At 64.2% G+C, this 17,829-nt stretch carries 21 protein-coding genes; 11 read left to right on the forward strand and 10 right to left on the reverse strand.

From position 1 onward, the window contains the following. Positions 1-18 precede the first annotated feature (18 nt). Positions 19-1,656 (reverse strand): ATP-binding domain-containing protein, encoded by a 1,638-nt coding sequence (locus tag JYK05_RS17630; RefSeq protein ID WP_206468509.1) that lies wholly within the window; start codon positions 1,654-1,656, stop codon positions 19-21. Positions 1,657-1,762: 106 nt separating this feature from the next. Next, a complete protein-coding gene (locus JYK05_RS17635; protein ID WP_206468511.1) occupies positions 1,763-2,434 on the reverse strand; it encodes a glutathione S-transferase family protein in 672 nt (223 codons plus the stop codon). Positions 2,435-2,538: 104 nt separating this feature from the next. Here JYK05_RS17635 and JYK05_RS17640 point away from each other — a divergent pair, with 104 nt between their 5' ends. Continuing rightward, the gene (locus JYK05_RS17640) at positions 2,539-2,709 is read left to right on the forward strand and encodes a hypothetical protein (protein WP_175941955.1); all 171 of its coding nucleotides are present in this window, start codon (positions 2,539-2,541) and stop codon (positions 2,707-2,709) included. A gap of 49 nt (positions 2,710-2,758) precedes the next feature. Here JYK05_RS17640 and JYK05_RS17645 read toward each other — a convergent pair whose 3' ends face one another. Together JYK05_RS17645 and JYK05_RS17650 are read right to left on the reverse strand one after the other, a co-directional pair. After that, the gene (locus JYK05_RS17645; RefSeq protein ID WP_175941956.1) at positions 2,759-3,172 is read right to left on the reverse strand and encodes a response regulator; all 414 of its coding nucleotides are present in this window, start codon (positions 3,170-3,172) and stop codon (positions 2,759-2,761) included. Between the two features lie 364 nt (positions 3,173-3,536). Continuing rightward, a complete protein-coding gene (locus tag JYK05_RS17650) occupies positions 3,537-4,364 on the reverse strand; it encodes a helix-turn-helix domain-containing protein (RefSeq protein ID WP_371826432.1) in 828 nt (275 codons plus the stop codon). 907 nt (positions 4,365-5,271) lie between these two features. Between JYK05_RS17650 and JYK05_RS17655 the strand changes: the two genes are divergently transcribed. Continuing rightward, positions 5,272-5,439, forward strand: coding sequence for a hypothetical protein (locus JYK05_RS17655; protein WP_175941958.1), 168 nt, complete (start codon positions 5,272-5,274; stop codon positions 5,437-5,439). 12 nt (positions 5,440-5,451) lie between these two features. On the opposite strand, the gene JYK05_RS17660 is transcribed toward JYK05_RS17655, so the two are convergent. Next, positions 5,452-5,835, reverse strand: coding sequence for a hypothetical protein (locus JYK05_RS17660; RefSeq protein ID WP_206468513.1), 384 nt, complete (start codon positions 5,833-5,835; stop codon positions 5,452-5,454). Between the two features lie 279 nt (positions 5,836-6,114). Between JYK05_RS17660 and JYK05_RS17665 the strand changes: the two genes are divergently transcribed. Continuing rightward, positions 6,115-6,570 (forward strand): hypothetical protein, encoded by a 456-nt coding sequence (locus JYK05_RS17665; protein WP_206468515.1) that lies wholly within the window; start codon positions 6,115-6,117, stop codon positions 6,568-6,570. Between the two features lie 18 nt (positions 6,571-6,588). Here the strand turns inward: JYK05_RS17665 and JYK05_RS17670 are convergent, their stop codons facing one another. After that, a complete protein-coding gene (locus JYK05_RS17670) occupies positions 6,589-6,804 on the reverse strand; it encodes a hypothetical protein (protein ID WP_206468516.1) in 216 nt (71 codons plus the stop codon). A gap of 299 nt (positions 6,805-7,103) precedes the next feature. Here JYK05_RS17670 and JYK05_RS17675 point away from each other — a divergent pair, with 299 nt between their 5' ends. The 3 genes from JYK05_RS17675 (at position 7,104) to JYK05_RS17685 (ending at position 9,369) form a co-directional block, all read left to right on the forward strand. Continuing rightward, positions 7,104-8,024 carry a DMT family transporter gene (locus JYK05_RS17675; protein WP_206468518.1) on the forward strand — a complete coding sequence of 307 codons (921 nt, stop codon included), beginning with the start codon at positions 7,104-7,106 and terminating at the stop codon, positions 8,022-8,024. 72 nt (positions 8,025-8,096) lie between these two features. Then, positions 8,097-8,582: a hypothetical protein gene (locus JYK05_RS17680; RefSeq protein ID WP_206468519.1), complete on the forward strand. Its 486-nt coding sequence runs from the start codon at positions 8,097-8,099 to the stop codon at positions 8,580-8,582. 202 nt (positions 8,583-8,784) lie between these two features. Beyond that, positions 8,785-9,369: a phasin family protein gene (locus tag JYK05_RS17685; protein ID WP_241269935.1), complete on the forward strand. Its 585-nt coding sequence runs from the start codon at positions 8,785-8,787 to the stop codon at positions 9,367-9,369. Between the two features lie 59 nt (positions 9,370-9,428). Here JYK05_RS17685 and JYK05_RS17690 read toward each other — a convergent pair whose 3' ends face one another. Together JYK05_RS17690 and JYK05_RS17695 are read right to left on the reverse strand one after the other, a co-directional pair. Beyond that, positions 9,429-9,797, reverse strand: coding sequence for a DOPA 4,5-dioxygenase family protein (locus JYK05_RS17690; RefSeq protein WP_206468521.1), 369 nt, complete (start codon positions 9,795-9,797; stop codon positions 9,429-9,431). A gap of 39 nt (positions 9,798-9,836) precedes the next feature. Further along, positions 9,837-9,974 (reverse strand): hypothetical protein, encoded by a 138-nt coding sequence (locus JYK05_RS17695; protein ID WP_206468522.1) that lies wholly within the window; start codon positions 9,972-9,974, stop codon positions 9,837-9,839. Between the two features lie 96 nt (positions 9,975-10,070). Between JYK05_RS17695 and JYK05_RS17700 the strand changes: the two genes are divergently transcribed. The 3 genes from JYK05_RS17700 (at position 10,071) to JYK05_RS17710 (ending at position 13,757) form a co-directional block, all read left to right on the forward strand. Next, positions 10,071-12,380 (forward strand): ATP-dependent DNA helicase, encoded by a 2,310-nt coding sequence (locus JYK05_RS17700; protein WP_206468523.1) that lies wholly within the window; start codon positions 10,071-10,073, stop codon positions 12,378-12,380. Positions 12,381-12,436: 56 nt separating this feature from the next. Next, entirely contained in the window at positions 12,437-12,928 is a 492-nt protein-coding gene (locus JYK05_RS17705; RefSeq protein ID WP_241269936.1) for a hemerythrin domain-containing protein, read from the forward strand. 91 nt (positions 12,929-13,019) lie between these two features. Next, the gene (locus tag JYK05_RS17710) at positions 13,020-13,757 is read left to right on the forward strand and encodes a 2OG-Fe(II) oxygenase (RefSeq protein ID WP_371826455.1); all 738 of its coding nucleotides are present in this window, start codon (positions 13,020-13,022) and stop codon (positions 13,755-13,757) included. Positions 13,758-13,781: 24 nt separating this feature from the next. On the opposite strand, the gene ribA is transcribed toward JYK05_RS17710, so the two are convergent. Beyond that, a complete protein-coding gene (gene ribA, locus JYK05_RS17715; RefSeq protein WP_241269937.1) occupies positions 13,782-14,450 on the reverse strand; it encodes a GTP cyclohydrolase II in 669 nt (222 codons plus the stop codon). A 141-nt stretch (positions 14,451-14,591) separates the two neighbouring features. After that, the gene (locus JYK05_RS17720) at positions 14,592-15,287 is read right to left on the reverse strand and encodes an NADPH-dependent F420 reductase (RefSeq protein WP_175941978.1); all 696 of its coding nucleotides are present in this window, start codon (positions 15,285-15,287) and stop codon (positions 14,592-14,594) included. A 197-nt stretch (positions 15,288-15,484) separates the two neighbouring features. Here JYK05_RS17720 and ahpC point away from each other — a divergent pair, with 197 nt between their 5' ends. Both ahpC and ahpF read left to right on the forward strand, forming a co-directional pair. Beyond that, the gene (gene ahpC, locus JYK05_RS17725) at positions 15,485-16,048 is read left to right on the forward strand and encodes an alkyl hydroperoxide reductase subunit C (RefSeq protein WP_175941980.1); all 564 of its coding nucleotides are present in this window, start codon (positions 15,485-15,487) and stop codon (positions 16,046-16,048) included. A gap of 149 nt (positions 16,049-16,197) precedes the next feature. Next, positions 16,198-17,784 carry an alkyl hydroperoxide reductase subunit F gene (gene ahpF, locus JYK05_RS17730; RefSeq protein WP_206468527.1) on the forward strand — a complete coding sequence of 529 codons (1,587 nt, stop codon included), beginning with the start codon at positions 16,198-16,200 and terminating at the stop codon, positions 17,782-17,784. Positions 17,785-17,829: the final 45 nt, after the last annotated feature.

A 17,829-nucleotide genomic window follows, 5' to 3' on the forward strand; every position in this document is an offset into this window, starting at 1 on the left:
AGACGACTGCGGCGCGGCCTAGCGCAACGCTTCCATCGCGTGCGTCGCGCGTTCGGAGGCGACCACGATGAGCTTCATCGTCGCCCGGGTCGCGCCGACGAACACTTTGCGCGCCGCCTGATCGTCGAGCGTGTCGAAGTCGACTTCGGTGAGGATCACGCACGGCGCGGATTGCCCCTTGAAGCGATAGATCGACTCCAGCAGCACGTCGCCCTCGCGATACTCAGGATTGCCGAAGAGATCGTACGTTCCGGTGAACGCGCGCAGCCGGTGCGGCCCAAGATGATCTACGGCCGTGAGCGCCGAACCCTCGCGCCCGCGAAACGACAGCACCGCGATGTCCTGCTTGCGGAAGCCGAGCGACAGCGCATGCGTGATGGCGCGCTTCGTAGCTTCGATGACTTCGTCCGGATGGCCGTCCTCGTAGGTGGAAACGGTGACGTCCGAGCCGTCGAAAGGACTGCCCGCATCGAGCCGCACATCCGGCCCGACGATCTTGCGGATAAAGCCGAGCAAGTCACGCGGACTGCGATAGTTGGTGGTTTCGCGCAGGATGGTCCAGCCGGGCAGCGGCACCGGCTCGCGCAGATAGAGGTTCTGCATCGGATCTTCGAGCCACCACCACGCCGCATCGGGCTTGAGCAGCCGTTCGAGCGCCTCGACCCACGCGGCCTGAAAATCCTGGCCTTCGTCGACGATCAGCACATCCGTCTTCCAGTGCTCCGGCACGGGCACGGCCGCGAAGCGTTCTTCGAGCGTCGCGAAGACGTTGGGCTGGCTGAAATCCGGCGGGCTGCCGGCATCGCGCGCAACCGCTGCGCTCAGTTGATGATAATTCGCGATCTTCGCGTCTTTCGGCGCGATGGCGCGAATATGGTCCGCGAGCGGCCGATTGAAGCAGACGTACAGCACGCTCTTGCCGGCGGCCAGCGCGTCGCGCATCACGCGCACGGCGAGCTGCGTCTTGCCCGCGCCCGCCGTCGCGATCACGCGCAGACGGAACGGCTTGAATTCGAGGCGCCTCGCCCACGTCGCGAGTCCGCCCGACAGCCGCGTGACGAGCGTGTTCGCCGCGCCGACGAGCGCGTTCGTGTCCGGCGTGAGCGAGAGTTCATCGGCGAGAAAGTGGTGGATGCGCGCGGCGGCTTCGAAGCGCGGCTCGTCGGGCGGCAGAATCTCCAGCACGACGCGCGCAAGCTGCGCCTTACGGCTTGCATCGACGATACGGCCCGGCGGCACGCCCGCGATCGCCGCGTCTTTCACCGTGTAGTCGGGGCAATACAGCAGTTCCTCGATGCGATACGTCCCCGCGCCGAACGCCGCCGTGAAGCGCCGGTGCAGGTTTTCGAGCGTGCGCGCAAGCTGGATGGCGACATTGCGCTCCTTCTGCAGATAGACCTTGACGAGCCCTGCGCCCGTTTCGCGCAGGAAGCCGGCCTTCATCTCGATCATCAGTACGCGGCCCGACGGCGCAACCACGACGAAATCCGCCTCGCCGAAAACCGAGAAGCCTTCGTTGATGCGCGTCCAGTGGACGCCGTGATAGACCGTGTAGTCGTCGGGCAGCTTTTCGAGTTGCGCGAGCGTCTCCAGTTCGCGCGCCGCGGCGCCGGTCGCTTCGAGGTTCTTCCAGTCGTCGGGAACGATTCGGGCCATGCGTTGCCTTTGAGCGTGAGGGACTTGCGACGAAACGCGCGGCTAGGGAAGCGGCGCTTGGTGCGCCTCATTGTACGCACCGCGCGGCGCTTTCCTGCGCGGCCGGCTAGCCTGCGTAGTCGTAGCGGCCGCCGCGCTCCAATGCGCGCCGATAAGCCGGCCGCGCGTGAATGCGTTCGAGAAACGCGCGGATATGCGGCCAATCCTTGGCGCCCGTCCGCTGGCTGCCTGCTTCGAGCGGGAAGCTCATCTGAACGTCGGCGGCGCTGAAGGTATCGCCCGCGAACCACGGCGACTTCGCGAGTTCGCTCTCGATATAGCCGAAATGCAGCTTCAGTTGCGGATCGATAAAACCGCGCTGCAACGTCTCGCCGATGCGCCGGGCAATGGGCCTCGCGAAGAACGGCATCTTCGCCTTGCCGATTCGCGACGCCACGACCTTGAGCAGAAGCGGCGGCATGGCCGAGCCTTCCGCGTAATGCATCCAGTAGTTGTAGCGCACGCGCTCAGGCGCCGCCCCGTGCGGCGGCGCGAATCGCCCTTCGCCGTAGCGGTCCAGCAGATATTCGATGATCGCGCCCGACTCCGCGATGACGAGCGCGCCATCCGTGACGACCGGCGACTTGCCGAGCGGATGCACGGCGCGGAGTTCGGGCGGCGCGAGCATCGTCTTTGGATCGCGCTCGTAGCGCTTCATCTCGTAGGGGACGCCGAGTTCTTCGAGCATCCACAGCACGCGTTGCGAGCGGGAGTTGTTCAGGTGATGGACGGTGAGCATATCTTCGCGTTGTGCCGGACGGTACGACTCTTGCAGGCAAAGGATGGCGCGCGGCAGCGCATTGTGCCTATCCTGACTATTCCGACAAGTAAAAGGAGAACCCGATGACCTTGATCATCTATCTCGTGGGCTGGCTCATTCTGATCGGCGGCGTGTCGTGGGCGCTCGTCGCCATGCACGTGGCGCAACACACCATCGCCATCGTGGCCGTGATTCTGCTGGGAATCGCCGTCATCACGGGCGCCACGCGGGCGCGCAACCGCGACCGTTCGTAGTGTCCTGCAAGGCGAGCGCCGCGCAGCATCGCGCGCGGCGCTTCCTGTCTCAGGTCACGACACGCGCGTTGAGCGCGTCCTGAATCAGCGTGACGAGTTCGTCCGGGTGCGCGGGCTTGGTCATGAAGTGCTGAAAGCCCTCCCCGATGCTACGTAATCGGTACTCGTCGCCGTCGTGCCCGGTGAGCGCGATGGCGACCGAAGGCGGCAGATTCCCGCGTATTTCGTGGTCGCGCAAACGTTGGATAAGGTAGAAACCGTCCATTCCAGGAAGGTCGAGATCGCAGATCACCGCATCGGGCAGCACACGGGTCGCGGTTTCCGCGCCGTCTTCGGCGTCGGCCACGGCGACGACTTGCGCGCCTTCTTCTTCCAGCAACATCTGCAGTGATTCCCTGCTTTCGGGATCGTCTTCGATGAGTACGATCCGCGCATGCCCCAGTCTTGCCACTTCGTTCATCATGTTCTTTTCAACTGCCTAAAACGGAATTCTCGCGCACGGTCTCCACGGCTCGCCGCTTCACTACCTTCTGCCGACCGTCGCGCGCTTGCGTGGCGATTGACAGAAAATCGCGGCGGGAATTCCGGACGCACCGTATTTTTCGCCGCGCGTGCGCCGGTGCTGAACGTCTCGCGGTGTCCGGGCACCCGTCGGCGTGAAATGCTGCCCGGCCGCCGTGTCCCAGCAATTCTTATCGAGCAAAAAACGGACCGACGTACGTTTTAGCCCCGTCAGGCGGCGCATCGCGCGTATTTCGGACGTATTTGCCTGCACCGTTACGGCACATTCGCCGGTAATTCCGGCATGCGCCGCGCCCGTTCTACCGTCAGACGTTTGCATACTGTTCGACGCGCGGCGCGCTTGTCTGCACCAAGGCCCGGTATTCCGTCGGCGTGATGCCGACGGTCGCCTTGAACTGGCGCGTGAAGGCGCTGTGGTCCGTGTAGCCGCAGAGCGCGGCGACATCGGTCACTTTGTCGTGCGTCACCAAGAGCGCGGTGGCGGCATCGAGCCGCGTCTTGAGCAGCACTTGCCGCGGCGTCAGATGGAAGACCTTGTGGAAGTACCGTTCGAGTTGCGCGATGGACATGTCTGCCATCTTCGCGAGGTCGCGCATATTGAGCGGCTGCACGTAATTTTCCTGAATGTGCTGCACGACGGCCGCGAGCCGGCTATACGCCGGGTGCGTGCTTTCGGCCGCCTGCAAGTCGCGCGAAATGCCGGCCAGCCCGACGATACGTCCCTCTGCATCGTGCAGCGGCTGCTTGCAGGTCATGCACCAGCCGGGCTCGCGTCCGGGGTAGAGATGCAGTTCCAGCTGATCGATCAGTTGCACGCCCTGCGCGATGATCGCCTGATCCTGCGCCGTGTAGATCCGCCCGAAGCGGCGCGGAAACACGTCTTCGGCGGTCTTGCCGATGAGCGCGGTCTTGTCGTCCTTGTGGCCGCAGCGCCGCGCGAGCGTGCTGTTGACCATGGCGTAACGCGCTTCGCGGTCCTTCACGAAGAACACGATGTCGGGCATGGCGTCGAACACCGGCGCGAGCAGCGCGAAGTGCGCAAGCATGTCCTGCAAGGCGGAGGCACGGGGCGACGCGATGCCCTCGAACGCGCGAGGCGAGGCGCTGCCGGCAAGGGGTGCGGTCGTGCTCATCGGTGCTTCGGGGCGCGCAAGTCGGAATGGCGCCGATTATAGAGGCGCGAAAACGACGCCAATATTGGCGCTCTCCCCACTATGTTTTCGGTGACGCGGGTCATCGGACGATTGGTCGATGCTTCGGTAGGCGCATCGCGCCGGCTTGCCGTCCGAAGCGGCAGGCGACGTTAGCCCAAGTTGACGCTCCTCGCGTGTGCCGAGGACTGCTGATACGAGGTTCGCTCGCGATGCAGGGTGAACGAATCGGAAGGCGGTATCGCGACGAGTCTTCCGAAAGACTGCATGCCAAGGAGCAAGCGGCTCCGTGCCTTCGGCATACCTCTAGCCGACCTTGTACGAAAGAATTCGCGGCACGCCGTTTTCGACTGCGCCGAGCGGTGCTGCTCGTTGTCATCTGCGTCCCACAAGCTCGTGAGTCGTGCCGGGCGCTCGCGCGGCAGCGAGTGCCTTTACGCCGAGTGGCAAGCGGTCTCGCGGTCTGCGTCGTCGACTGCCATATCGACGATGCACCCGGCACCGCGCGATGCTTAGGGCTCAGCGACGGCCACCTCGCGATGCCCGCCGCCTCAAAGAGCCCTTATTCCCTTCTTCCGGTCTCCCGCGCCGGCTCTCGGCCCTCGGCCGTTGCATGCTCCGACGGCAACTCTCATCGCCCTCATGAAGTGCTAAACGGCTGAGCGCATTGAGAAATTCCGCTCGCGCGAAGGCTCGTGGACACCCTCAGGCCCACGCTTTGCGAGAAGTCAAGCGTTCTGGTGACTATGTGCGCTAGCAGCCGGTCAGGATCGCCGCGATCCGGCCTAATGACGAAAGCAGCAGGCGCACGGACGGGTCACCGTTCGGCCAGCCTGCCCTCCGGGGAAGGTCCCAAGGTCCGTTGAGAACCAAGCAAAAAGGGATTGCCATGACCAAGCACATCAACAAACATTCCGTACCGCGCCGCGAGGCCTTTCGTTGCAGCGGCCAGCAACTCGACGCCATCATGCGCTTCGCCGAAGAGCGCAAGCTCGACGAACGCCCGCTGCAATGGGTCGTCGCTCAGTACTGCCGGGCGCGCGCAAAAGCCGCTTGACGGCGCTCACTACTACTGCCCCGACAGCACGCGCTGTTTGAGCACCCAGATGGCCGTCGGCACCGCGTAGTACGCGCTCACGTTGCCCGTGACCAGCTTGCCCGTAAGCTGAACGCGCGCGTTCTCGCCGGGTTCGGCGTCGATGATCTGCACCGCCGACACATTCGACTGCTGCCGTCCGCCCTGCCCGCTGCCCGCGTTAACGACGCACACCGGACTCGCCAGCGAGAGCACCCACGCAGGCTTTGCCCCCGCGTCGGTCTGATGCGTGGCCTGACGCGCCACCGTGCCTTCGAGCGTCACGATATCGCCGTCGGCGTAGCACTGCGCCGCCCACGCCGGACCCGCGCCCGCTGCCGACAGCACGAAGATCCACGCGCACGCTTTCGCCGTCATTCGGGCCTCGCGAGGGGCGCGCCGCTGGCGGCACGCGGTGTCTGAAAGAAGTTAGACACTTTAGGCGATCCACGTTGGGGTCGCAACCCGGCAAAATTGCCAGTGCGGCGCCGCTCAAAGGTCCGCCCGTGCGGGAACGGCCGTTGCTCCATTCGTCTTACGATCAACACACGCGCACGTATCGCCAGGCGCCGTCGTTCGATCCCGGTCAGCGACGCCCGCCCGCGATAACAGCGCGAACAGGCGGCCTGCGCGTGCGCGGGCCGACGGAGGGCGACGATGCATCAGACGGCAAACCAGACGAATCAGGTAATCGTAGGCGTGTTCGACTCGTATCGCGACGGACACGAGGCGCTGCGCGCGCTGCAAACGGCGGGACTGTCGCGAGACGACGCCCATCTGTATCGCGCGGGCCACGGCGACGCGCAACTCAAAGCGCTCGCGATGCCATCGCATGAAGAAGACGAGGCCGAGTACGTCGCGCATGGCGAACATCAGGGCGTGATCGGCGCGCACAACCGCTTCGCTGCGCGCGAGCCGCTCGCGCCGCGGCCGCCCGCCCCCGCCGCATCCGACGACAGTTGCCGCGAACGCACGCTGCTCATCATCCGTATGACCGACGACATCAAACCCGGCGCGATCGGCGACATGCTGCACGAGCACGGCGCAGTTGCCGTGAAGGACCCGGCCGGTCACTGGCGCTTTTCCCCATACAGGAACCACGCGCGCGCTTAAAGCGCGGCGTCCGTGGCTCTAATGCATGCGCCGGTGCGTGGTTTCGACGCCAGGCGCGCCGGCTTCGCCGGATGACGCCGAATCGGGCTCGGCCTCATCGGCCTCTTCCTCTTCCGCTTCCTGCTGTGCGAGACGCACCGCCTCCTGTGCCGCCGCCGCGCGCAGCGCTCGACATTGCGCGGAACGCCGAAGCGTGGCGAGCAGACGGACCATTTCTCTCGGTCTGGCTCTCATCGTGGCCTCCCCGCCGCAGCGTTGAGAAATTACTTTAAGTGTAGGCGGCAATCCGTGGATGGCAAAGCCTTTCGCGCAAAATAATCGCGTGCGGCGTTCCGCTTTTTTGCAGGCGCAGGCGATCTCAAAATCATTCAGAGTGAACCGTCCAGTACATTTTTTAGTGCCGTGACCTCGGCACAACAGCGGCTCGCGGAAGCTGACTGTCGCCTTGCCAGCTTCTGTCGATGTACGCAGAATGGAAGCAACGGCTTAAAAGCGCCGTCCTGATTCACGGATGACCAACCGGCGAACACTCGATGGCGACCTTAGAGGGCAAAGCACGGTACGCGGTAGCGACGGACAACGCCGGTGCCGGCATCGCGATCATGATTCTGACCACGGCGGCCTTCGCGGCGAGCGATTCCACGGTCAAGCTGATCGGCGCTGCGGTCCCGGTCGTCGCGCTGCTGTGGGTGCGCTATCTGTTTCAGATGATCGTGCTTGGCGTCTGGCAGGCGCGACGCGGCGCGTTCGGCCTCTTTCGCACCTTCCACACCGGCAGTCTCAAACTGCAAATCGTCCGCGCGCTGCTGCTGCTGACGAACTCGGCATGCACGTTTGCCGCCCTGCGCTACTTGCCGCTTCCCGTCACCACGTCCCTTGCGATGCTTGCGCCGCTGATCTCGACGCTGCTCGCCGCGCTCGTCCTGAAGGACCAAGTCTCGCGCGGCAAATGGGCGATGGTCGTGCTCGGTTTCATCGGCATGTTGTTGATCGTGCGGCCGGGCGGCAGCGATTTCACCTGGTCGGTGATCTTGCCGATCGGTTCGGCGACGAGCTTCGCGTGCTTCCAGGTGGTATCGAGCCACCTGTCGCGCGTAGACGACGCCATCACGACGAATTTCCTGACCGCGCTCGTCGCGACGGTCGTGCTGTGCGCGCTGGTCTGGGCCGATCAGGCGCGGCTGCTGCCTGAACTTGCGCACGTCGGCGCCGGCAGTTGGCTGCTCGTCGCGTTCATGGCGACGATGGCAACCGGCGGCCAATTGCTGATGCTTCAGGCCTTGCGGCGCGCGCCGCTCGCGGTGCTCATGCCCTTCTCGTACGCTCAGCTCGCGTTCGCGTCGTGCTTTAGCTGGCTGCTGTTCGGACAAGTGCCCGACGTGTGGATGACGGCCGGCATGTGCGTGATTGCCGCGAGCGGAATCGGCACGGTGCTCATGCACAACCGCAAATAAGCGGCGGACCGACGCCCGCCGGTTCCTAGAAGCAACGTTTCAGGAGACGTGCGTCTGGCCGGTGCAGAGCCAATGCACGTCGACATCGAGCGCATGAGCGATGCGGTTGAATGCGTGAAGCGGCGGCACCGTAATGCCGCGCCGCCAGAACTGCACGTCGTGTTCGCTCGCATCGACCCATTTGGCCGCTTTGGCGGAGCTAACGTTGGCGCGTTGCATCGCGCGGTCGAGTCGCGCGGCCATTGCGCGCCGCAGGGTGTTGTCTTCGTGACTACGTTCAAGGTGTCCGATGGTTTGGGTATGTCGGCCCATGTTGCTTCAACTCTCTCGTTTTATATTTTCGCCGTTCAGCGCCGGCTGATATTCGCGCAGGTCGGAATCATACGAAGTCACGGTGACGGCTCAGTGACAGTGATTCCTCGCTGCGTGCGTGTTCCGAAACGCAGGGCCGAATTCTTTCAAGTGGCCAGGGGAAGCGTCAAGTGGGGAAATAACGCATCGGCGCTTGAGCGCCTCGGTGTTTACCCTTCTCCGACCCTAAACGGTTCTCGTCATTAATACGGACGATCGTGCAATTAAATTGCCTGCGAATTACATCAGCGTTTAATACCGATTAATGTAAGCCGAGTTCACCCGCGCAATTAGGCGATTATCGCGATACCTGAAGATGGGAATTGACAGGCATTATCTTTTCTCTAGAATGAGTCGTTCGCTGCGCTGCACAATCACGTAATTGAAGCAACTTCTAATGGAGTCCAGCATGAGCAGTCTTGCGCCAGAAACCTTTCTCGCGACCCAGCGGGCCGGCTTGGATGCCACCTTCGGATTCGCCACTCAGGCGGTTCAGGGCTTCGAAAAATTAATCGATCTGAACGTTCGCACATTGCGGACCGCTCTCTCGGAGCAGCAGGAATTCATCGGCAAGAGCTTCTCCGTCCGCGATATTCAGGAGTTCTTCGCCGTTCAGAACGCCCGCATGCAAGCGAACGCGCAGCGCGCGCAAGCCTATTGGCAGAACGTCAACGAAATCGCTACCGGCGTGCGCGGCGCCTATATGCAAGCGACGCAGGACCAGTTGGAGAAGTCGCAGCGCAATGCGCAGGCGATCGTCGAAAGCCTCGTCACGAGCGCGCCGCTCGGCAGCGAGGCGGTCGTGTCGGCGTGGAAATCCGTCATCGACTCGGCCACGCAGTCGGCGAACTCGGCCTACGAAGCGGCGCGCACTTCGACGCGCCAGGTCGTGGAAGCCGCGCAGACCGAGGCGAGCGCCACCGCTACCGCCAGTTTGCCGACGCCGCCCGCCGTGCGCGTCGTCTCGAACAAGCCGGCCGGCACGAAGAAGTAAGCATCGAGTAACCATCAACTAAGCATCGCGCGCGAGGCGGACGCGCTCCACTTCGCGCGCTAGCGGGAAAAGGCCGTGAGCACGAGTTCGTGCGAACGGCCGATCCACACCGCCGAATCGCGATGGTCGCGCAGATCGTCGCCCGTGTTCGGATGCATGAACACATCCAGTTCGCCGTGATTCAGCGCGAGCCATTCGAGCATTGCCGTCAGTCGCTCGCTGCCGAATCCGAGCTGAAAAGACCATAGCGGATGAGGTCCGACGGGACGCTCGTGAAAGCGGCCGAGCGTCAGCGCGCCGCTTTCGAGGTCGCCGGCGAACCGCTCCGCGATTACCTGCCGAAACTGCCACGCCGCGTCGCGGCTCGCGGCGTCGAAATAGACATGCGCATGCCAGCCTGATACCGAAGGCGCGTTGTCGGGTGCCATCGTTCGATCCATCCGTCGCGAGTCGAGAGACGTCCGATTCTAATACGCGCCGCCGCCGCCGCTGCTGCTCCCACTGGACGAGCGGTTGTACGACGCGCCGCCGCCGTCCGTCTGACAACCGGCAAGCGCGGCCGTGATGAGCGCCAAAGCCACCACGACGATTCTTGCGAGTTTCATAGATGCCTCCCTTTCGTTGGACGGCAGCCACGATCGACGCCGCATCCACTGAACGCGCCGCCGGAGCCGGTTATTCCGCATGCTAGACTACTGTACATGCGTACAGTTTCCGAGCCCGCCTACACCGTCGCCGTGCGCGCGCTCTGCGAGTTCACCGCGAAGCAAGGCGATCTCGACCTGCGCTTCACACCGACGCCCACGGCGCAAGAAGGCATGGCGGGCCATGTCACCGTCACGAGCCGCCGCCCGGCGGGTTATCTGAAAGAAATTGCGCTGTCCGAAGATTTCGGCCCGTTGCGCGTGCGCGGCCGCGCGGATGGCTACGATCCCGCGCTGAACCGGCTCGAAGAAATCAAGACGTATCGCGGCAAGCTCGATTCGATGCCGCAGAATCATCGGCATTTGCATTGGGCGCAGGCGCGCGTCTACGGCCATCTCATGTGTCGCAAGCTCGGGCTCGAAAGCATCGACATCGCGCTCGTGTATTTCGATATCGTCGATAAGACGGAGACCGCGCTCACGGAGACTGTGACCGCCGAAGCGCTCAAAGAACATTTCAGCGCCCAATGCCAGCGGTTCATCGCGTGGGCGGAGCAGGAAGTGCAGCATCGCGCGGCGCGGGATGCGGCGCTTTCCCAACTTGCGTTTCCGCACGGCGCTTTTCGGCCCGGACAGCGGGCGCTCGCCGAAGCGGTGTATCGCGCGGCGGTGTCCGGCCGATGCGTCGTCGCGGAAGCGCCGACGGGCATCGGCAAGACGATCGGCACGCTCTTTCCGCTGCTCAAGGCATGGCCCGCGCAGCAGCTCGACAAGATCTACTTTCTGACCGCGAAAAGCGCGGGCCGTCAGCTGGCGCTCGACGCCCTCTCGACGCTCGCCGCGTCCGCGCCCAAGTCACTGCGCGTGGTCGAACTCGTCGCGCGCGACAAGGCGTGCGAGCATCCGGACCGCTCGTGTCACGGCGAGTCGTGTCCGCTGGCGCGCGGCTTCTACGATCGCCTGCCGGCTGCCCGCGCCGCCGCGCTGCAACGGGCGCATCTGGATCGCGCGTCGGTGGCGGATGCGGCGCGCGAGCACGCCGTCTGTCCGTACTACCTGAGTCAGGAATTGACGCGCTGGGCGGACGTGATCGTCGGCGACTACAACTATTACTTCGATACGAGTGCCATGCTTTTTGCGCTCGCGGAGGCAAATCGCTGGCGCGTGGCCGTGCTCGTCGACGAGGCGCATAACCTCGTCGAACGGGCGCGCGGCATGTATTCGGCGTCGCTCGATCAGGCCGCTTTCAACGCCATGCGCCGCAGCGCGCCGCCCTTCTTCAAGCGGATGCTGGCGCGCGTCGGCCGCAGTTTCAGCGACGCGAGCCGCGATCAACTGGCGGCGGGCATCGACTACGCGGCGCACGACGAGCCGCCCGCGGCGCTTTTGAGCGCGCTCGGACACGCGATCTCGGCGCTCACGGAGACGATGGCCGAGCAGCCGGACACTTTCACGCCCGAAGTGCTGCGCTTTTATTTCGACGCGCTGCACTTCACGCGCATCGCCGAGCGCTTCGGCGCGCATTCCATCTTCGACATCACGCTGTCCGGCAAAGGCCGCGCGGTGTTGTGCCTGCGCAACGTGATTCCCGGCCCGCATCTCGCGCCGCGCTTCGCCCGCGCCCATAGCGTCGCGCTCTTTTCGGCGACGCTCACGCCCGCGCATTACTACGCCGACACGCTCGGCCTGCCCGCGACGACCGTGCGCATCGACGTCGAATCGCCGTTCACCGCCGATCAGCTCGACGTGCGCGCCGTCGCCGACGTATCGACGCGCTTTCGCGATCGCGAACGCTCCGTCGACCGCATCGCGGACCTGATCGCCGCGCAGTACGTCCGCGCGCCGGGCAACTATCTGAGCTTCTTCAGCAGCTTCGACTATCTGGCGCAGGTGGCGTCGGCGCTCGAACGGCGTCATCCGTCGATCGCGTGCTGGCAACAGTCTCGCGGAATGAGCGAGGCCGACCAGCACGCGTTCCTCGCCCGCTTCGAACCGGACGGGCGCGGCATCGGCTTCGCGGTGCTCGGCGGCGCGTTCGGCGAGGCGATCGATCTGCCAGGAACGCGGCTCATCGGCGCATTTGTCGCGACGCTGGGGCTGCCGCAACTGAACGTGGTGAACGAGCAACTAAAGGCGCGCATGCACGCGGCATTCGGCGACGGCTACGCCTACACCTATCTTTTTCCCGGCTTGCAGAAGGTCGTGCAGGCAGCCGGCCGCGTAATTCGCGGCCCGCAAGACCGCGGCGTGCTGTATCTGATCGACGACCGCTTCGCCCGCGCCGACGTGCGGCGCCTCCTGCCGGCGTGGTGGGACGTCAAGCTGCTGCGCGAGCGGGACTCAGCGGGCATCGCTCTTGCTGATTGACGGCACCCCATGAGCTGCGGCTGTCCGAAGCCCGGCCACACATAAGGAGAAGCCCGATGTCCACCGCACAAGAACCGCTCGACGCGCTCAAGATGCTCGAAGAAGACCATCGCGCTGTCGAACAGTTGTTCGAAGCCTTCGACCGCGCGCCGAAAGACGACCTCGAACGCAAGTCGACGCTCGTTCAGCGCGCCTGCGAGCTGTTGACGATTCACGCGATCGTCGAAGAAGAACTGCTCTATCCGGCCGCGCGCGAAGCCTTCGGCAGCGACGACGAGAAGATCGACGTCGAGGAAGCCTACGTCGAGCACTTTCTTGTCAAGACGCTGATCGAGAAGTTCACGCAACTGAAGGCCGGCGACGAAGGCTTCGACGCGACGTTCCGCGTCCTGAAGGAAAACGTGATGCATCACGTCGAGGAAGAGGAGTCGGAGCTCTTCAAGGAAATCCGCAAGACGAAGCTGGACGTCGCGGCGCTGGGCCAGAAGATCGAGGCGCGCAAGACGGAGCTGCAAAACCGCATCACCGAAGTGGCGACGCCGCGCTGAATGGCGCAGCAAGACCCGGAGTGCGCGGGCGGCGCGTGAGGCGCACAGTGGGCCCTGGCACACGCACATCCGGAGTAACTGCATGAAGGCGATGGACAGCGCGCTCGCGACCGATGCGAGCGCGGACATTCCCGGGCGCATCGACGCGCTCGACTGGAACGATCTCGGCACGCAACTCGACTGCCAGGGCTCGGCCGTTGCGCCGGGCCTTTTTTCGCGCGACGAATGCGCGGCGCTCGCCGCGCTGTACGACGACGACGCGCGCTTTCGCAGCCGCGTCGTCATGGAGCGGCACAGCTTCGGGCGCGGGGAATACAAGTACTTCGCGTATCCGTTGCCCGACGTGCTGGATGCCGTGCGCGACGCAGCCTACCGACATCTCGCGCCGATCGCGAATCGCTGGAACGAGGTCATGCGCATCGAGACGCGCTATCCGGACGAACACGCGGCGTTCATCGAGCGATGCCATCGCGCGGGCCAGACGCGCCCGACGCCGCTGCTCCTTCGCTACGTGCCGGGCGACTACAACTGCCTGCATCAGGACCTATACGGCGAGCATGTCTTCCCGATTCAGATGGCGATTCTGCTCTCCGCGCCGGGACGCGACTTCACCGGCGGCGAGTTCGTGATGACGGAACAGCGGCCGCGCATGCAGTCGCGCGTGGAAGTGGTGCCGCTCGCGCAAGGCGACGCGGTGTTCTTCGCCGTGCATCAACGGCCGGTGAACGGTACGCGCGGCGTGTATCGCGTGAACATGCGGCACGGCGTGAGCCGCCTGCGGTCAGGCAAGCGGCACATGCTGGGCGTGATCTTTCACGACGCGCGTTGAGGCGCGAAGGCGAGCGCGAGCGCTCTATTCGTTCTCGTCGAAGTAATGTCCGAAGCGCGCCTGCTTCGTCTTGATGTAGCGCTCGTTCTCTTCGCGCATCGGAATGGCGAGCGCCACGCGCTCGCTCACGGGGATGTCGTGGCGTAAGAGCGTGTCGAACTTCGACGGGTTATTGCTCATCAGCCGCACCGACTTCACGTTCATCGCGCGCAGGATGGCGGCGGCGGAGTCGTACTCGCGGGCGTCGTCGGGAAGGCCTAAGTGCAGGTTGGCATCGACCGTATCCAGCCCCTGCTCCTGCAACGCATACGCGCGAATCTTGTTCGCGAGGCCGATGCCGCGCCCTTCGTGACCGCGCAGATACAGCAAGATGCCGCGGCTTTCAGCGGCGATATAGCGCAGCGCGAGGTCGAGCTGCTCGCCGCAGTCGCAGCGATACGAGCCGAACACGTCGCCGGTCACGCATTCGGAATGCAGGCGCGTGAGCACCGATTCGCCGTTGCTCACATCGCCCATCACGAACGCGATGTGCTCGACATCCGTCTCCTTCACGCGATAAACGTACGAACCGAAGGTGCCGTAGCGCGTCGGAATGGTGGCGGTCGCGGCCAGTTCGACGTCCGCGCATTCGGCGCATTCGCCGAAGCGGTGATGAGAGTTCTGTACGTCCAGCGAGGGAGAAGCGGTTTTCATAGTCAATCAGCGAGTCCACGATGCCGGGAACGGCGGCAGATGCGCCGCGCAGGCCCGGCATGTCATGGTAAGGCCCATCGGGAAAGTTTGCAGATTGTCGCACGGCGCGCGCCGGCTTTACTCCTTTCCCCTATCGGCAACTCACGCCGGATTCTCGAACGTGCCGGGACTGCGGTCCGTCGCGCGCCATTCGGGTTTGCGCACCGGATCGGCCTTCTTCAGCGCCTCGCGCACGCCGGCTGCGTCGAGGTCCGCCGTGTAGACGGGCGTCGCGGGCTGCTGACGCCACGAGTCGTCGATTTCGCCGTTGTCGACCGCATCGAAGCCGATCTCGTCGATCAGCTTCATCACGATGGTCTTCGCGCGATGGTCGTCGCCCGATACCGGCAGCGCAATGCGCCCCGGCGTGCCCGCCGGCTTGCCGTTCTTGCGCAGATGCGCCGCGTAAATGTTGTTGAACGCCTTTACCACCGGCCGACCGATCTGCTGCTCGACCCAGCGGCTTTCCGGCATGCCCTTCTCGATCTCCTCGATGCGCCCGTCGCGCTGCTGCGGATAGTAGTTGCCGGTATCGACCACGACGACGTTCTCCGGCACGCCCGCGAACAGATTCTTCGGCAGATCCGGCACTTTCGACTCCGGAATCGTCACGACGATGAGTTCCGCGCCCTTCACTGCGTCGCGCACCTCGACGGCGGTCGCGCCCGTGGTCCGCTCGACGTCGCGCAGCGAGTCCGGCCCGCGCGAGTTGGCAATGTTCACGTCATGGCCGCACTTCGTGAAATGCTCGGCCAGAACCTGTCCGATGTTTCCCGCTCCAATGATTCCGATCTTCATGAACACCTCTTGATGGACGATTGAGGCAGACGTCTTCGCAAGCCGGATGCCGCCGGATTCCGCACGGTGGCAACGGGTGGATCGACACAATAGCCCAGATCAATTAGAATGATAAAATCAATCCACTTCCAAGGATTGATAGTTTTAGTTCATAATCCATTCACTCCTTCAACAACACAGCTAGAGGAATCTGCTAAATGCCGATCATCAACAGCCAAGTCAAGCCGTTCAAGGCCACCGCTTATCACAACGGCGATTTCGTGACCATCACCGACGAAAACCTGAAGGGCAAGTGGTCCGTGTTCGTGTTCTATCCGGCCGACTTCACGTTCGTCTGCCCGACGGAACTCGGCGATCTGGCTGATCGTTACGAAGAATTCAAGAAGCTGGGCGTCGAGATCTACGGCGTTTCGACCGATACGCACTTCACGCACAAGGCCTGGCACGACACGTCGGAAACGATCGCCAAGATCCAGTATCCGATGATCGGCGACCCGACGCTCGCGATCTCGCGCAACTTCGACGTGCTGATCGAGGAAGAAGGCCTGGCGCTGCGCGGCACGTTCGTGATCAACCCGGAAGGCGAGATCAAGCTGTGCGAAATCCACGACAACGGCATCGGCCGTGACGCGGGTGAACTGCTGCGCAAGGTGCAGGCGGCGCAATACGTCGCAGCGCACCCGGGCGAAGTCTGCCCCGCCAAGTGGACGCCGGGCGCTGAAACGCTGACGCCGTCGCTGGACCTCATCGGCAAGATCTAAGCCTCGTCATTCGACGAGCGCATCACGGACCTTGTCGCTGAATCGGCGGCAAGGTTAAAGCTCCAAACACGCTTTCGATGCGGCGCTTCGCGCCGTGTCGGAGCGTGTCCGCAACATCCCAAGAACAACGCCACGGAACGGACAACGCCATGCTGGACGCCAACCTCAAAAATCAGTTGAAAGCCTATCTGGAAAAGGTCACCCGGCCGATCGAGCTCGTCGCCTTCCTCGACGACAGCGACAAGTCGCGTGAGCTGAAGGGCCTGCTCGACGAAATCGCTTCGCTGTCGACGCAGATCAGCGTCGTCGAGAAAGGGGACGCCTCCGCGCGTCGTCCGTCGTTCACCATCGGCGAGCCGGGCAAGGGCGCGGGCATCCAGTTCGCGGGCATTCCGATGGGTCACGAATTCACGTCTCTCGTGCTGGCGCTGCTGCAAACCGGCGGCCACCCGATTAAGCTTGATGACGCGACCATCGAACAGATTCGCAATCTCGACGGCGACTATCGCTTCGAGACGTACTTCTCGCTGTCGTGCCAGAACTGCCCGGAAGTCGTGCAGGCGCTGAACGTGATGGCGATCATCAACCCGCGCATCAAGCATGTCGCGATCGACGGCGCGCTCTTCCAGAACGAAGTCGAAGAGCGTCAGGTCATGGCTGTGCCGACGATGTTCCTGAACGGCGAGAGCTTCGGCCAGGGCCGCAGCGGCGTGAAGGAAATCCTCGCGAAGCTGGATAGCGGCTCGGCCGCCCGTGCCGCGAAGGAACTGGAGAAGAAGCCGGTGTTCGACGTGCTGATCGTCGGCGGCGGGCCGGCTGGCGCGGCTGCGGCGATCTACGCGGCGCGCAAGGGCATCGCGACGGGCGTCGTCGCCGAGCGCTTCGGCGGTCAGGTGCTCGACACCATGGCGATCGAGAACTTCGTCTCGGTGCAGGAAACGGAAGGACCGAAGTTCGCCACGGCGCTCGAACAGCACGTGAAGAGCTACGATGTCGACGTGATGGACGTGCAGCGCGCCGAGAAGCTGGTGCCGGGCCGCATCCACGAAGTGCAACTGGCGAGCGGCGCGGTGCTGAAGGCGAAGACGATCGTGCTGGCGACCGGCGCGCGCTGGCGTGAAATCAACGTGCCGGGCGAGCGCGAGTATCGCGGACGCGGCGTGGCGTACTGCCCGCACTGCGACGGCCCGCTCTTCAAGGGCAAGCGCGTTGCCGTCATCGGCGGCGGCAATTCGGGCGTCGAGGCGGCGATCGACCTGGCGGGCGTGGTGGCGGCGGTGACGTTGATCGAATTCGGCGCGGAACTCCGCGCTGACGCGGTGCTGCAGAAGAAGCTGCGCAGCCTGCCGAACGTGACCATCGTCACGAGCGCGCAGACCACGGAAATCACCGGCGACGGCAAGAAGGTCAACGGCCTGAACTACACGGACCGCGCGACGGGCGCGAGCCACCGCGTGGAACTGGAAGGCGTGTTCGTGCAGATCGGTCTCGTGCCGAACACCGAGTGGCTCAAGGGCACGGTGGAACTGTCGAAGCACGGCGAGATCGTCGTCGATGCGAAGGGCGCGACCTCGGTTCCGGGCGTGTTCGCCGCCGGCGACGTGACGACGGTGCCGTTCAAGCAGATCGTGATCGCGGTCGGCGAAGGCGCGAAGGCATCGCTCGGGGCGTTCGATCACCTGATCCGCGCATCGGTGGAAGACGAAGCGCCGGCCGAGGAAGCAGTCGCCGCGTAAGTTAGCGGTCAGCGGTAGTAGTGAACGAAAGGCGAACGGAGCGAT

This window comes from Caballeronia sp. M1242, from assembly GCF_017220215.1.
Classification (GTDB): domain Bacteria; phylum Pseudomonadota; class Gammaproteobacteria; order Burkholderiales; family Burkholderiaceae; genus Caballeronia.